This is a genomic window from Lyngbya sp. CCY1209, assembly GCF_035615495.1.
Taxonomy (GTDB): Bacteria; Cyanobacteriota; Cyanobacteriia; order Cyanobacteriales; family Microcoleaceae; genus Limnospira.
This window is the reverse complement of record NZ_JAJENU010000187.1, coordinates 1-14188: the sequence shown is the minus strand read 5'-3', so window position 1 is coordinate 14188 and position 14188 is coordinate 1. Positions and strand designations below refer to the sequence as shown.

The 14188-nt window shown below is 55.7% G+C and carries 11 protein-coding genes; 6 read left to right on the top strand and 5 right to left on the bottom strand.

What is annotated here, in order from left to right:
* Positions 1-176 precede the first annotated feature (176 nt).
* Positions 177-2186 (top strand): amylo-alpha-1,6-glucosidase, encoded by a 2010-nt coding sequence (locus LKE08_RS03085; protein WP_324702727.1) that lies wholly within the window; start codon positions 177-179, stop codon positions 2184-2186.
* Between the two features lie 303 nt (positions 2187-2489).
* On the opposite strand, the gene LKE08_RS03080 is transcribed toward LKE08_RS03085, so the two are convergent.
* Together LKE08_RS03080 and LKE08_RS03075 are read right to left on the bottom strand one after the other, a co-directional pair.
* Positions 2490-2774, bottom strand: coding sequence for a hypothetical protein (locus LKE08_RS03080; protein WP_324702726.1), 285 nt, complete (start codon positions 2772-2774; stop codon positions 2490-2492).
* A gap of 381 nt (positions 2775-3155) precedes the next feature.
* Positions 3156-3524 (bottom strand): hypothetical protein, encoded by a 369-nt coding sequence (locus LKE08_RS03075; RefSeq protein ID WP_324702725.1) that lies wholly within the window; start codon positions 3522-3524, stop codon positions 3156-3158.
* Between the two features lie 643 nt (positions 3525-4167).
* On the opposite strand from LKE08_RS03075, the gene LKE08_RS03070 reads away from it, so the two are divergent.
* Positions 4168-4806 carry a sigma-70 family RNA polymerase sigma factor gene (locus LKE08_RS03070; RefSeq protein WP_324702724.1) on the top strand — a complete coding sequence of 213 codons (639 nt, stop codon included), beginning with the start codon at positions 4168-4170 and terminating at the stop codon, positions 4804-4806.
* A 103-nt stretch (positions 4807-4909) separates the two neighbouring features.
* Here LKE08_RS03070 and LKE08_RS03065 read toward each other — a convergent pair whose 3' ends face one another.
* The gene (locus tag LKE08_RS03065) at positions 4910-5683 is read right to left on the bottom strand and encodes a DUF928 domain-containing protein (RefSeq protein ID WP_324702723.1); all 774 of its coding nucleotides are present in this window, start codon (positions 5681-5683) and stop codon (positions 4910-4912) included.
* A 231-nt stretch (positions 5684-5914) separates the two neighbouring features.
* On the opposite strand from LKE08_RS03065, the gene LKE08_RS03060 reads away from it, so the two are divergent.
* A complete protein-coding gene (locus LKE08_RS03060) occupies positions 5915-8143 on the top strand; it encodes a serine/threonine phosphatase (protein ID WP_324702722.1) in 2229 nt (742 codons plus the stop codon).
* Between the two features lie 189 nt (positions 8144-8332).
* Positions 8333-9556: a protein kinase gene (locus LKE08_RS03055; protein ID WP_324702721.1), complete on the top strand. Its 1224-nt coding sequence runs from the start codon at positions 8333-8335 to the stop codon at positions 9554-9556.
* 15 nt (positions 9557-9571) lie between these two features.
* Here the strand turns inward: LKE08_RS03055 and LKE08_RS03050 are convergent, their stop codons facing one another.
* A complete protein-coding gene (locus LKE08_RS03050) occupies positions 9572-9790 on the bottom strand; it encodes a DUF4327 family protein (protein ID WP_324702720.1) in 219 nt (72 codons plus the stop codon).
* 353 nt (positions 9791-10143) lie between these two features.
* Positions 10144-11205, bottom strand: a complete 1062-nt coding sequence (locus LKE08_RS03045; RefSeq protein WP_324702719.1) for an HlyD family efflux transporter periplasmic adaptor subunit — start codon at positions 11203-11205, stop codon at positions 10144-10146.
* A gap of 380 nt (positions 11206-11585) precedes the next feature.
* On the opposite strand from LKE08_RS03045, the gene LKE08_RS03040 reads away from it, so the two are divergent.
* Both LKE08_RS03040 and LKE08_RS03035 read left to right on the top strand, forming a co-directional pair.
* Positions 11586-11774, top strand: a complete 189-nt coding sequence (locus LKE08_RS03040; protein WP_324702718.1) for a hypothetical protein — start codon at positions 11586-11588, stop codon at positions 11772-11774.
* 125 nt (positions 11775-11899) lie between these two features.
* Entirely contained in the window at positions 11900-14044 is a 2145-nt protein-coding gene (locus tag LKE08_RS03035; RefSeq protein WP_324702717.1) for a peptidase domain-containing ABC transporter, read from the top strand.
* Positions 14045-14188: the final 144 nt, after the last annotated feature.

Sequence of the window (14188 nt, the reverse complement as noted above, 5' to 3'; positions counted from 1 at the left end):
ACCATCAAAAATTTGGGAAATGTCGCCGTCAAATTTAATGCTTTGTGATGGGAAATATGGGGGATGATTGCAGCCGATATTTTATAATATGTAAAATTTTAATTACGTTCGTCTGTTGTCGCACCAATTTGTCATAAATTTAAGTGATGTACACAACATAGGTTGGGAAATCAAATATGATTCTAGCGTGTGGCCGAGAAATTTGTGGTGATCTTGATGCCAGCGAATCTCGCGAATGGTTGATGACAAATGGCATCGGGGGTTATGCCGCCGGCACCGTCGGCGGACTCCTGACCCGTCGATATCACGGATTGCTGATCGCCACCCTGAAGCCGCCCCTCAGTCGGACTCTGTTGATGACAAAGTTGGACGAGACGGCTAGTTATGGCGATCGATTTTTTCCACTGTACACAAATCGTTGGGCGGACGGCAAAGTTGACCCGGAAGGTTTCAAACAGATCGAACGATTCAGACTCGACGGCACGATTCCCGTTTGGAACTTTGCCTGTGGGGATGCCCTGTTAGAAAAACGAATTTGGATGAAATACGGGCAAAATACGACCTACGTTCAATATACCTTGCACCGGGCGACCCAACCCATGAGCTTGGCGATCAAAGCGATGGTGAACCACCGCGATCACCACTACAATACCCACGGGAATGATGATTGGCAACTCGGGATCGAGTCAATTTCCGGAGGAGTCCAGATCCGGGCGTTCCCGACGGCGACCCCGCTGTACCTGTTCGCCCGGGGCGGCGCGGATGAGGAAGTGCTGATTTCGACCCCGGGCCACCCCTGGTACTACGGTTACGATCTGGCCGTCGAACGCTACCGGGGGATGGACTGTTTTGAAGATCACCTCCACGCCGTCACCTTCCACGTCACCTTGGAACCGGGGCGATCGCTCGCCGTCATTGCCAGCACCGAACCCGATCCCAACCCGGATGTCGCCGCCGAGTTGGAATCCCGATTTCAACACGATCGCGACTTATTTCAGAATTCCCCCGTCGCCGAACAAACCCCTGACTGGATACGCCAACTGGTGCTGGCCGCCGACCAGTTCATCGTCGATCGCACCGGACCCGACGGCACCCCCGGAAAAACCGTCATCGCCGGATATCCCTGGTTCGGCGACTGGGGGCGCGACACGGCGATCGCCCTGCCGGGACTGACCCTCTCCACGGGACGGGCCGACGTCGCCCGCACCATCCTACAAACCTTCGCCCGCTACGTCGCGCGCGGGATGATCCCCAACCGCTTCCCGGAAGTCGGGGACACCCCGGACTACAACACCGTCGATGCCACCCTCTGGTATTTCGAGGCGGTCCGCACCTACTTCGACTTCACCGACGATGAAACCCTCGTGGCCGAACTCTTCCCCGTGTTGGACTCCATCATCCACTGGCACTGCCAGGGGACCCGCTACGACATCCACATGGACCCCGAAGACGGACTCATCTGCGCCGGCGAACCGGGCCTGCAACTGACCTGGATGGATGCCAAAGTCGGGGATTGGGTGGTGACGCCCAGAGTCGGAAAACCCGTGGAAGTGAATGCCCTGTGGTATCACGCCCTGCAAATCATGGTGCGCCTTGGGGGACTCCTGGGCAAGCCCACCGAAGATTATGAAAATTTGGCAAAACAGACGGCGGCGGGGTTCTCCCGCTTCTGGAATGACGAACTCGGCTACTGTTACGACGTCCTGGACTCCCCCGAGGGGGACGACGCCTCCCTGCGGCCCAATCAGATTTTTGCCGTGTCCCTGTCCCAACTCGGCGAAAAAGGCTATCCCCCCCTGCTGAGCCCCGAACGACAGCGCCGGGTGGTGGACGTCTGCGGCCAGAAATTGTTGACCTCCTACGGCCTCCGCAGCCTCTCCCCCGACGATCCCAAGTATCGGGGCGTCTACGGGGGCGATCTGGTGGAACGGGACGGCGCCTACCACCAGGGGACCGTCTGGGGGTGGCTGATCGGGCCGTTCGCCCTCGCCCACTTCGGGGTCTACGGCGATCGCACTTTGGCGCGATCGTTTCTGGAACCGATGGCCGACCACCTCCGCACCCACTGCATGGGCACCCTGAGCGAAATTTTCGACGCCGACGCGCCGATGTCCCCCCGGGGTTGCTTCGCCCAAGCTTGGACGGTGGCGGAAGTGGTGCGGGCCTGGTTTGAACTCGAAAATTGAGGACGGGAACGGAATGAAAAATGAAAAATGAAAAATGAAAAATGACAAGCGATATCAGATCCGGTTTTCTGACCGGACGGACTCCCCAATCATCGACCGATGATATCAAGTTCGGATCATCAGTTATCATATTTATTTCTGATTATCGAATCAAAAAATAGTTTTTGTAAAAACTATTTTAACGGACATGATATGATGGGAGCGATTGGCTGGGGAATTGATTCCCGAGCGGTTCGGGTCTTCAACCGGATTGGGGCGCAAGCCTTGCGCCCCTACAATCTAAAATTCCCGATTTCCGACTCTTCAGATGTTGTCGTTTTTCGGCCTTTGGATGCTCAGACCGGGGTTGTCCACGGGAAGGGGTCCCTCTGGATTGTTGGATTCGGATTGGGGTTGTGGGTTCGGCCGGATGACCGCCACCAACAGCCAAAACAGGAAAGCCGCCAGGATGATGAAGTTGAGGGCTTCAAAGGGTGGCTTTTCGACGAAGCGTTGATTGCACGTCGCGCAGAATTTTTCGTTGGGATGGTCGGGGTGGGCGGTGATGTGACAGGCGGGTTCGCCGAATGAATTTTGAGGACAAGTCATGGCGTTCTCCTCCGTTAATTGTGATGTCAATCTCTCACTTTCGATTCTGGATATTGACCGCCACAAAGGGCTGTCGGAATGAAATATCGGCGGTTTCTACGGTTATGAAAAGCCGAAGGAATTACGGGTATCTAAAGGGGGGCGGGATCGAATTTTTACCCGCATTATACTACTTTTGTAGTATTTGTCAAGAATTTTAGATTTTTTTCCTTTTCATATCGGAGCGCGGACCGCCCGATCGCGCTCCATCAGTTAGTGAACTTGTCGCCCCATTTGTGACAGGTGGAGGGGGCGGGGCGATCGCAAAACGGGAAACAACTCGTGGCGAGTCATTTCCCGTCGGGATGGGGAATGTCCGGCGACCCCAAACAAATCCGAATCTTATTTTTTGGTTCCCGTCGGCTGTCGTCGCCGGCTGTCCGACGTGCGATCGTTCGACGTGCGATCGCAGGTAAATTCTAGATTTGTAAGGTATTCTTTTAGCCAAGCTTGCTGATTATAATAAGAATGACAATTTTGGGGTGTAAATAAACCCAAATTCTTCCCGATGAGATAGTCGATCTCGCCGATCCAAAAAGTCATCACTTCGTTCGCACAAGCTCGATCTAGAATTCGCCCCAGCCTAGTTTCCTCTTCCTGAGACAGGCGGTGGGAAGAGGCGAGCCGATGGTATTCCAAGAGGATCTCCCAGATTTCCGGAGAGGGGACGAAACACAGATCTTCCAAGTTGTCCGATGTTTTTACTGACATAAACTAACAATCCTTACAAGTGGAGTTGTCTCGGGACTTGTGGGGTTTGAGCCCGCATAGTTTCCCTCTTTAGACGATTGATCCAAAACTGACTCCGTTGAGACAGCCCCTCAATCTCCAATCTCAAAATTGGGGATCGTTTTGTGAAGCTCTCAGATGCGATCGCAATTTTCGATTGATGCTGGCGCCCGGGTATCTACTGGGGAATCACATTTCTTTCCGAAAGTCGAACCCAATGGTTCGAGACGATCAACGACACAGAAGAATGATCCCATATTATTACGTGACCGCGTTCCCGGTCTTGTGACTGGGAAATTTGTTCAACAAATGCTGACCCAAATCATCGCAGGCAAAATGCAGCGCTGGTTCTCCCCGCAGGGATATCGAATGATAAGTTGCCGAGATTCCCGAATTTGTGGGTTCTGCATGGCGATCGACTCCTTCACAGTCCAACGGTCAAAATTAGATTCGCTCAGTTTACAGTGACTCGCGGAGCCGGGTTGTGACAAGTTTAACCGGCGGGCGACGCAAATTGCCGGAATATCAGTGAATATACGGATGAAAGTCACAAACATTTGATGGGCTGCACTAATGAATAGGCTACCTTCTACCTAATGGTAGCTGTAGATGGAGTTCAGGTTTTATGACTCAACACATCTCTTCCAACGATCGCAGGACGTCGGCCACCTCCGAAACGCAGTCATTGGAACGGCCCGCCGGGGAAACCCGGAGGTCGGACTTCGACGCGGAATTTCGGGAGCTTCTGGATTCTGGGAGTTCCGAGGGTAAAGCCGTTTTCAGCTTCATTCGGATGCGTTTGAAGCAATTTCATTTGGAGTCCGCCTACTCCGAAGCCTGTATTCTGAGTGAAGTTTACCTGCGGGCGGTCTGCCAGATCGAAATGGGAGCCGAAATTCGAGTTCCAAAATCCTGGGTGCGAACGACCGCCTACAACTACATTCGAGAGTTGAGTCGGACCCGAAGGCGGTCGGTGCCGCTCGACGAGAATCATCCCGCCGAGGAAGCGCACGATCTCGATCGCCTGGAATTGGAGGAACAGTTGAATGTCGAGCGGATCGCAATTCAATCGGCATTTCAACAACTCAATCCGGGCGATCGGCGACTGTTGCAGCTCAAGGTCGTCGAAGGGTTGTCCTGGCGAGACATCCAAAGCCGCGACGAATATGCGGATCACTCGGAAACGGCCTTGCGGAAGCGCAAGCAGCGGGCTCTGGAGAAGCTCAAGCAATTGATTCGGTTCCCGGAAACCGAATCGACCTGACGGCGGCGCGATCGCCCGGACCGTTCCGTTTGGACTCCAATTTTGACCGGGATGGGGGATTGACATTCCGACTCCCTCAACTCCAACCGTCGTTCTTTAACTATCAATCGCAAGGCGAAGATTCATATCCAGGATGAAGAAAAGGATTAATATCGGTGTCTGCGGGTCTGTATTCCGACGATGACAATCGATCCGTCAAAGGCACCGCGGCGAATTCTTCCAACCCCACCGATCGCAGCAAGTCATACCATTGAGTCGTGAGGGTGGTATCCGTGGGGTTAGTCCGGCGGAGTTCGGCAAGGGTGGAAATACTATCGTACCAAATACCGCGATCGGCGTACAATTGGGAACGCTCTCGGAAGGTCGCGTTTTCTAAGGCGACTTTCAAGTCCGGATCGGATTCGACCCGCTCGACGGTGCCGCTCACCGTATTGCCGCAGGCCGGATCGACATTCCAGACGGTAAAAAACCAACGGTAGGATTTGCCAATTTCCAACGGGGGCAACGTCTCCTCCGGCAGCTCGATCGCCAGGAGCGTTTCAGTCCTCGGCAGGATCGGGCGAGTTTCGTAGATCGGGCCATTCGTGGCATCTTCCAAAACAAAATAGCCCTCCAAAGTGGCGCTCACGTCGGCCGCGGGGGGAATGTAAAACCAGAACGTCGGATGGGGATCGACCGTCACCCCACCCCGGGCGGGGACCAGCGCTTTCAAGGAAATTCCGCGATCGCGAAACAGTTGCGCTTCTCGGCGGTCGGGGTCGGACTCCACCTCGGGAGACCGAAATTGGGCGATCGCCGGGAGCAGAGAAATGGCGGCGATCGCCCGCCAACTGAAGGCCGTCGAGATCATGACCGTGAAAAACCCTCGTAATTTCATCGCTTTCTCCTGACTGGTGACGGATCAATGGCGGTCTCCGAAGCCCGCGCGGACCCACCGACTCGACAAGGCCCACCTCAACCGCCGTGCAAATCGCTTTTTTTAACTGCCCCTCCCTTCGAGCCATGACCGGGCGGAGTCCCGCAACTGTTCCCCTCTCCGATGTCCCAAAGAATTTCGTTCGAGCTACCTTCTCAGTAATTTGTGGCATAAAATGGGAAGCTAAAGGTTATGCAGATTTATACGGGAACCGTCGCGGCGGGGAATTCCATCATGCTCGTTTGTCCCCAATGTCAGTTTGAGAATCCAGACACCCATAAATTTTGCCAAAAGTGCGGATTGTCTCTCACCCACCAACATTGTCCCCAGTGCGGCGCCACCGTGTCGCTCGACGCCCTCAACTGTGAGAACTGCGGCGCCCAAACGGGAAAAGTCTGGCTGGCCGTCGTGTCCTGGCATTCCGACACCCCGATGTCATCTTCCCCGGCAACCGCCGCGGACGGGACGGATACCCAAACCGTCGTTCGCGAAGCGTCTGGGCCGGAGAATCGCCTCGCGGGCGGAGGGGCCGGCGACCGGGATTCGACACTTTCGACACTCGACGCGATCGGCATTGATTCCGACGTCGATGCCCCCCCATTTTCTTCCCCCCCGGGGGAAAATGGAGATGAAACCGTCGGGGGCGACATTTTCCCGTGGGCGGAGGAAGAGGAGGTCGGGGCGGCGGAGGTGTTCGACCCCGGCATCCTCTCGGATCTCGACGCCCTCGGTTCGGAAACGGCGGACGCCGAAGCCGAGATCCCCCCGGATGAAACCGCGACTCCGAAACCTCAACCGGCTTCGATCCCCAAAGGGGCCTATCTGGACCCCCAACAGCGATACCAACTTTTGGAATCCCTGCCGCCCCTCGTATCCGGGGCGATCGCGACCGTCCCGGTTTTGGATTGCCGGCCGCTGCAACTCTCTCCCCCGGACACTTGGGAGCGTGGCGATCTCGACCCTTTACCGCAACAGATGGAACCGTTCGTCATTCCCCTGGCTCAAGCTTATTTGATGTTGAAGTCTCAGTATCCGCAACACTTTCCGAGGCTGCACGACGCCTGGGAGCAAAACAACCGGGCGATCGTACTCCTGGAAGATTCTTCCCATTTTCCCGACTTTGCGGGGCGGTGGGACGATATCCGGACGCCACCCCGGCAGATCGTGACCTGGCTGCAGGAGATGGTTCGAGTCTGGGACGCCCTGGAACCCTGGCGATGTCGCCGCAGTTTGTTGGAATTGGATAATATGGTCGTCTCCGAGGCTCCCCCCCCGACCCTGCGGTTGAAACGGCTCTACCCCGATCCGGATTCGGCTCCGACCTGGGCGGATTTGGGGGAATTTTGGACGGCGCTGTTTCGGCGATCGCAGCGCACGCTGATCGGGTCCCTCACCGAACTGTTGCGAGAGCTCCGGGAGGGCAACATCGGGGAAGTCGAGGCGTTGCAGGCGCGATTGGAAGGGATTCAGATGGAACTCGCGCCGGCGGCGGAACCGACGACGGCGGTTGCCCCGCCGATGTCCGGGGGGGTGACTCGCCTGCAGGTGGACGCCGAACCGGCGGAATCGGATTGGATGGCGGACGCGCCCACGATTCCCAGACCCCCGCAGTTGTTGAATTTGGAGGCATTCGGCCGCACGGATGTGGGCCGGGAGCGATCGCACAACGAAGATGATTTCGGCATCCAGACCATCTTGGACCGCCAGGAAACCACGGGAAGTCGGACGCTGCTGGCTCGGGGCCTCTACATTCTCTGCGACGGCATGGGGGGCCACGCCGGCGGGGAGGTGGCCAGCCGCATGGCGGTGAGTACCTTGAAAGAGTATTTTCAAACCCACTGGGCGGATTCTCTGCCCTCGGAGACGATGATTCGGGACGCGATCGCCCAGGCCAACCAGGCCCTCTACCGCCTCAACCTGGAGGGGACTCGCTCCGGCAGCGGCCGCATGGGGACGACCCTGGTGCTGGCGGTGGTGGCGGACACCCGCCTGGCGGTGGCTCACGTCGGGGATTCCCGCCTGTACCGGTTCACCCGCAGCCGCGGTTTGGAACAGGTGACGGTGGATCACGAGGTCGGACAGCGGGAAATCGCCCGGGGGGTGGATGCGGAACTGGCCTACACCCGCCCGGACGCCTATCAGTTGACTCAGGCGCTCGGCCCGCGGGACGGAAATTATTTGAAACCGGACGTGGGATTTTTTGACATTGCGGAGGATATGTTGTTGATTCTGGCTTCCGACGGGTTGACGGACAATGATTTGCTGGAGACGCACTTGAAAACTCACGTCGAACCCCTGCTTCAGCCGGACGTCAATTTAGAACAGGGGGTCGATGCGCTGATCGATCTGGCCAACGAAAAGAACGGCCACGACAATATCACGGCGATCGCGGTGCGGGCTCTGGTGCGACAAATGGACTGAAGTTGACGGCGGAATCGAGACCGTTGCGATCCGTTTCCACCCCGAAGCGCCCTCTATTTTGTCGATTTTTATGGCAACGAGAAGCCAGTGTGTTGACAATTTCCTTCGGGGGACAAACCTTGAAACCCTGATACAAAGGCGGTTTCTCTTCCCCACACCCTACACCCTACACCCAGCGCGATAACCTCCATGACTGACATCCTGACGCTGACCCTGTTGGATGCGAAACAGAAGACCCCCCTCAAACAGTGGCGGTTTGAAACGGAGTCTTCAATTCGCATCGGGCGATCGCCGGAAAATGACGTGGTGATCGTCGATCCCCTCGTTTCCCGACACCACCTCGACTTGCAACGCACCGACGGAAAGCCGTGGGTTTTTACCAACCGCGGTACCAACGGCACCTTCGTCAACGGCACCTTGATGACCCAAGGTCTGCTGACGAACGGCGTGATGCTGGAACTGGCCCAGGGTGGCCCCCGGCTTCAGGTCGCCATCGAGCGGGTTCAACCGCCCCCTGTGCCGAATGCCCCCAATTGTTCCCACGGGGGTAATCCGCCGGGAAATTTGTTCTGCATTCACTGCGGCTGGCCGATTCGGGTGGAACGCAGCGTCCGACACTATCAGATTTTGCGGACCCTCGGCCAGGGCGGCATGGGGACGACCACCTTGGCTTGGGACAGCCGGACTTCCCAAGGGCTAACTCCCGGGAAATCCCCCGTCCCGACCCTGGTGGTACTCAAGGAAATGAATGCGGATATGGCGCAGATCGCCAAGGCCCGGGAATTGTTCGAGCGGGAAGCCAAGACCTTGAAATCTTTAAATCACCCGGGAATCCCGAAATTTTACGACTTTTTCGTTGAAGCCGGAAAGAAGTATTTGGTGATGGAAATGGTTCACGGTCAGGATCTCGAAAAGCGCATTTTTCAGCGCGGACCGGCGACGCCCGAACAGGCGATCGCCTGGGCTATCCAGACGGGCGAAGTGTTGGAGTACCTCCACAATCTCGACCCCCCCATCATCCACCGGGATATCAAACCGGCTAATTTGATGCTCCGCCACCGGGACAACCGCATCGTCGTCCTCGATTTCGGGGCCGTCAAGGAAATCGGCACGCCCCCCGGAACCCGCATCGGGGCGGAAGGCTACAGCGCCCCCGAACAAGACCGGGGACAGCCGCTCACGCAGTCGGATCTCTATGCGATCGGTTCGACGTTGATCTTTTTGCTCACGGGCGAAAGCCCGCTCAATTATTACGGGAAACAAGATCGGGAATATGGATTTAATATCGATCGCGTCCCTACCATCACGCCTCAGTTGCGGGAGGTCATCGGCAGGGTGACGAGGCATAAGCCCCGCGATCGCTATCAGAGTGCCAAAGCTCTGGCGACGGCTCTGGCGGATTGTTTGCATTGAAGGTGGAGAAGACGTTTATTCTTCATCCCAGACATCCACCATCAGCAGTTCGCTGATCGGATCTTGCATGGAAAAACCGAAATCGATCAGTTCTTCTTTCAAGAATTTCCAGTCATCGCCAAATAGCAACGCTATCTTCCACAGGCGATCGTCAGGCTTTACAATGTCAGATTTGACGAGGGAATGCACCTGACGTTGAAACTTCTCCATCGGGTGTATAACCTTTTGGCTCATAATACCTCTTCAGTTTTTGAAATCTTAAAGAACGTTTGGGTGTTCCCCTTTACCGACGTCGTACCGATGCATAGATGATCCGCATTCGGGGAAGTTTCCTCCTAGATTTATAGATTAGCATACTTTCTTTAAATTGTGTAACTTTTTTTCAAGGCGGGTTGAGAGTCACACGAACGCCTTCGAGGGTGGAATCATCACGATGAGTGACCCCAGGTTGAACGACGGTTTGAACGGGCGTTCGAGAGTTATGCAATCTTGAGAGCGCCGAGGTCATGCCCTCACGACGCCGGGATAGACGAGAAACCCCAACATGAAGGTATATATTACCAGACTGCCGGCATTCAGACAAGGGGCTACCGGGCGGCCCACAGCCTGACCTTTTTCAACGCGAAGGTGAGGACGGTTTCTCGGCCGACGACGATATCGGCCCGCCCTTCCATCCCCGCCCGCAAGGGGTATTGACGATCGCCTTTCGGAAAATCGGGGGTTTCCGGCCGCACCGTCACTTCGTAGGTTGCCCGGGAATCCCCGTGATCGCCCCCGCCGACGGGCTGCGAGGAAATCCCCTCCACTGTACCCCGCAACGTCCCGTATTCCGAAACCGGATAGGCCGACAGCCGCAGGTAAGCCGTCTGCCCGGGCTCAATGGGGGCGATCGCATCCTCCGCAACCCGGGCGGCGAACGTCAGGGGACTGTCTTCCGGCACCATTTGGGCGACGATCGCATCGGCGGCGATCGCATCCCCCGGTCGGGGGAGATCGAGACGGATGACGGTACCGCCGATGGGGGCGCGGATGATGGGGTCGTCGATGTGCCGTTTCACCCGTTGCAATTGCTTTTCGGCGCGATCGAGATCCCGTTGCAGTTCCCACTCCTGTTTGAGGAGCGATCGCCGTTCCCTCGCCAATTCCTGGGCCACCCGGGGATCGGATTCCGTCAACTCCACCACCGCCACTTCCACCGAAATTTGTTGGTTTTGGCGGCGCGATCGGCGTTTGGACTTCCACAGGGCCAAAATCTGATTGTCCAGCGTCTCAAGATATCCCCCGATCTGAGTCAGTTCCTCCCCCAACTGGCGGATCTGTTCTTCCAACCCTTCCCGTTCCGCTTTGAGCCCCGACGGGTTGACGGAGGCAATTTCTTCTCCCGCTTCTAACGTCTGATTTTCCCGGACTCGAACCTGTTCCACCCGCCCCGCCGTCGTCGCCCGGACGAAGTGGGGATGTCCCGACGCTCGCACGACACCCGGCGCTTTCACCGTGGGACTGTAGGGGATCAGTCCGGCGGCGACCACCGCCACTCCGAACGTCCCCAACAGCAAATTCGCCCCCCAGCGCGTCCACGCCTCGATGGGCGGCAGGAAATTGTCGCTGTCGAAGGGTTGCACTTCGGCGGGGGGGAGGTTAACAGGCATGGCCGTCAATTTGGCGAAGGAAACGGGTCACATCTTCTACTATCGCCAATGGCGACAGTTGTCTTCTCTCTTCAGGGCGATCGTCAATCCACAAATGATTATTTTAAGCCGTGAGTAGACTGATTCGACTCGATTCTGCTAAGATTGACCTCAAATCCCCCGATCGCCATCAATCTTTGCGCCAATTATCAAATTTATCTTGCCTCCGCTTCCCTCTCTGAGGGGAATCTACAGTTTGTGGGATTGAGATCGGTGGCATCCTTCTATTTCTTTCGGACGGTGGCGATCGCGATTTCAATGCTGAGGTCAAAAAAATCGGCCGACTCGCAGCCCTTCGGCTCCGACAGATCGATTTTGTTGTTTATCACCGAGGTGATCCGATGAAGAAAGACAACAATAAAGAAAACCAAAAGCAAACGAAAGCTCTGTTCACCGAACTGAGCCAGGAAGAATCCTCCACCGTCAATGGCGGCCACTATCATCCCCGCTATTGCTACTACGACAGCTACTACAAGCCCACCTACTACTATCACGCCAGTTCCTACAAACCCCGCTACTGCTACTACTAAATCTCTAAATTGAGATTCCGACAGTAGCCCTCACCAGGATGTCCACCCTTCACCCGTCAAGAAAAGCGGGTGTTTTTTTGAAAAATTATTAATTATTAATTATTAATTATTAATTGTTAATTGTCATGAAATATCCGGTCATTTTGCAGCACAGTGAGGAGGACTGCGGTGCCGCCTGTCTGGCTTCGGTGGCGAAGTATTACGGGCGCTTTTTTACCCTCAGTCGCCTGCGGGAACTGTCGGGAACCGGACAGCAGGGAACGACGCTGTTGGGGTTGAAACAGGGGGCGGAGGCGATCGGATTCGACGCGCGGCCGATGCGGGCCAACCCCGAAATCCTGGAACAGTTGCATCAGGCACCCCTGCCGATGATCGTTCACTGGCAGGGGTATCATTGGGTGGTGTTGTACGGGCAAAAAGGCCAAAAATACGCGATCGCCGATCCGGGGGTGGGACTCCTCTACCTGTCCAAAACGGAACTTCGGGAGGGGTGGCGGGATTGGATCTGTCTGTTGTTGGAACCCGATCCCGAGCGTTTTTTTCTGCAAACCAGCGATCCCCCACCCGGCGTGTGGCGGTGGTTCCGGCGCACCTGGGCTTACCGCCGCCTTTTGGTGCAGGTCTTGCTGTTAAATGGGGTTCTGGGTTTATTGGCGATCGCATCCCCGTTTTTCATCCAAATCCTCACCGACGAGGTGCTGGTGCGGGGAGATACTCAAATGCTGACCGGAGTTGCGATCGCGGTCATTTTGATGAATCTTTTCGCCGGTGCCGTCGAATTGGTGCAATCCAACCTGATCGCCCATTTTGGACAGCGGTTGGAATTGGGACTGGTGATGGAATTCGGGCGAAAACTGTTGGGTTTGCCCCTGACGTATTACGAAACCCACCGCAGCGGGGAAGTGATCAGCCGCCTGCGAGATATTCGGGAAATCAATCAACTCCTCGCCCAATTTATCGTCAGCCTTCCCAGCCAATTTTTTGTCGCCCTGGTGTCCCTGGCGGTGATGTTGATTTACAATGTCCCCCTCACCCTCGCCGCGATCGCGATCGCCGTTTTGATGACCGTGACGACCGTGATTCTGCTGCCGATCCTGCAACGAAAAACCCGCGATCGGTTCGCCCTGGACGCGGAAAACCAGGGATTGTTGGTGGAAACGTTCAAGGGGGCGATAACTTTCAAAACCACCAATGGCAAACCCCAGCTTTGGGAGGAACTGCAAACCCGCTTCGGACGACTGGCAAATTTGACATTTCGCAGCACCCAGATCGGGATCGTCAATACGGTCTTTTCAAATGCGATTAGCAACGTGGGGATCGTCGCCCTCTTGTGGCTGGGAAGTCGATTTGTGATGGCCGATCTCCTGACGATCGGCCAATTGCTGGCTTTTATCAACCTCAACCGCAACGTATCGACCTGGGTGAATTCTTTGGTGGGGTTTGTGGACGATCTGACCCGGGTGCAAACCGCGACGCAGCGGTTGTCGGACGTGGTGGACGCGACGCCGGAAACCCCGGAAAATCTTCAGTTGCAGTGGGCCGAAATTTCGCCCCGGGATCACATTATTTGCGATCGCGTCAGTTTTTGTTATGGAGGAAGAATTGACTTACTCGACAATTTTTCGGTCTTGTTTCCCGGCGGACAGGCGATCGCTTTGATCGGGCGATCGGGATGCGGAAAAAGTACCCTGGCAAAACTGATCGCCGGGTTGTATCCGGTGAAATCTGGGAATATTCGTTACGGCGTTTACAATCAGCAAGATTTATCCCTGGATTGTCTGCGACAGCAGGTCGTTTTGGTTCCCCAAGACGCCCACTTCTGGAGTCGCTCAATTTTGGATAATTTCAGGTTGGGAAATCCGGGGTTGAGTTTCGAGAAAATTGTCAAAGCCTGTCAGGTTGTCGGGGCGGACGAATTTATCAGCCAATTACCGGAAAAATATCAGACCGTTTTGGGTGAATTTGGAGCCAATATTTCGGGGGGACAGAGGCAGCGGTTGGCGCTCGCGAGGGCGATCGTTGCCGACCCATCCGTATTGATTTTAGATGAATCGACCGCCAGTTTAGACCCCATCAGCGAGGCGGAATTATTGACGAAATTGCTGCAATTGAGGCGGGGAAAAACGACGATTTTAATCAGTCACAGACCCCGGGTCATCGAACGGGCAGATTGGATGATTTTATTGGACGAAGGTCACTTAAAGCTTCAGGGCGCTCTATCCGAGTTGCGATCGCTTCCCGGAGAACACCTCGACTTTTTAGGTCAATAAAAATTAAGCCCCCTTCCCAATTTTGAGAAGGAGACTCAAGTTTTGAAATCTTTAAAAGCAGAAACCTTAAAGACTGCATAGAGAAAGTGGTGGTTAAGAGGTCAAGCCCTCGGTCTGTTAGTGCGCCTCGGCTTCATCCATTGC

Coding starts and splice junctions, on each gene's coding strand:
- LKE08_RS03065 (WP_324702723.1), bottom strand. CDS start 5,683: ATGAAATTACGAGGGTTTTTCACGGTCATGATCTCGACGGCCTTCAGT.
- LKE08_RS03070 (WP_324702724.1), top strand. CDS start 4,168: ATGACTCAACACATCTCTTCCAACGATCGCAGGACGTCGGCCACCTCC.
- LKE08_RS03040 (WP_324702718.1), top strand. CDS start 11,586: ATGAAGAAAGACAACAATAAAGAAAACCAAAAGCAAACGAAAGCTCTG.
- LKE08_RS03050 (WP_324702720.1), bottom strand. CDS start 9,790: ATGAGCCAAAAGGTTATACACCCGATGGAGAAGTTTCAACGTCAGGTG.
- LKE08_RS03045 (WP_324702719.1), bottom strand. CDS start 11,205: ATGCCTGTTAACCTCCCCCCCGCCGAAGTGCAACCCTTCGACAGCGAC.
- LKE08_RS03075 (WP_324702725.1), bottom strand. CDS start 3,524: ATGTCAGTAAAAACATCGGACAACTTGGAAGATCTGTGTTTCGTCCCC.
- LKE08_RS03060 (WP_324702722.1), top strand. CDS start 5,915: ATGCAGATTTATACGGGAACCGTCGCGGCGGGGAATTCCATCATGCTC.
- LKE08_RS03035 (WP_324702717.1), top strand. CDS start 11,900: ATGAAATATCCGGTCATTTTGCAGCACAGTGAGGAGGACTGCGGTGCC.
- LKE08_RS03080 (WP_324702726.1), bottom strand. CDS start 2,774: ATGACTTGTCCTCAAAATTCATTCGGCGAACCCGCCTGTCACATCACC.
- LKE08_RS03085 (WP_324702727.1), top strand. CDS start 177: ATGATTCTAGCGTGTGGCCGAGAAATTTGTGGTGATCTTGATGCCAGC.
- LKE08_RS03055 (WP_324702721.1), top strand. CDS start 8,333: ATGACTGACATCCTGACGCTGACCCTGTTGGATGCGAAACAGAAGACC.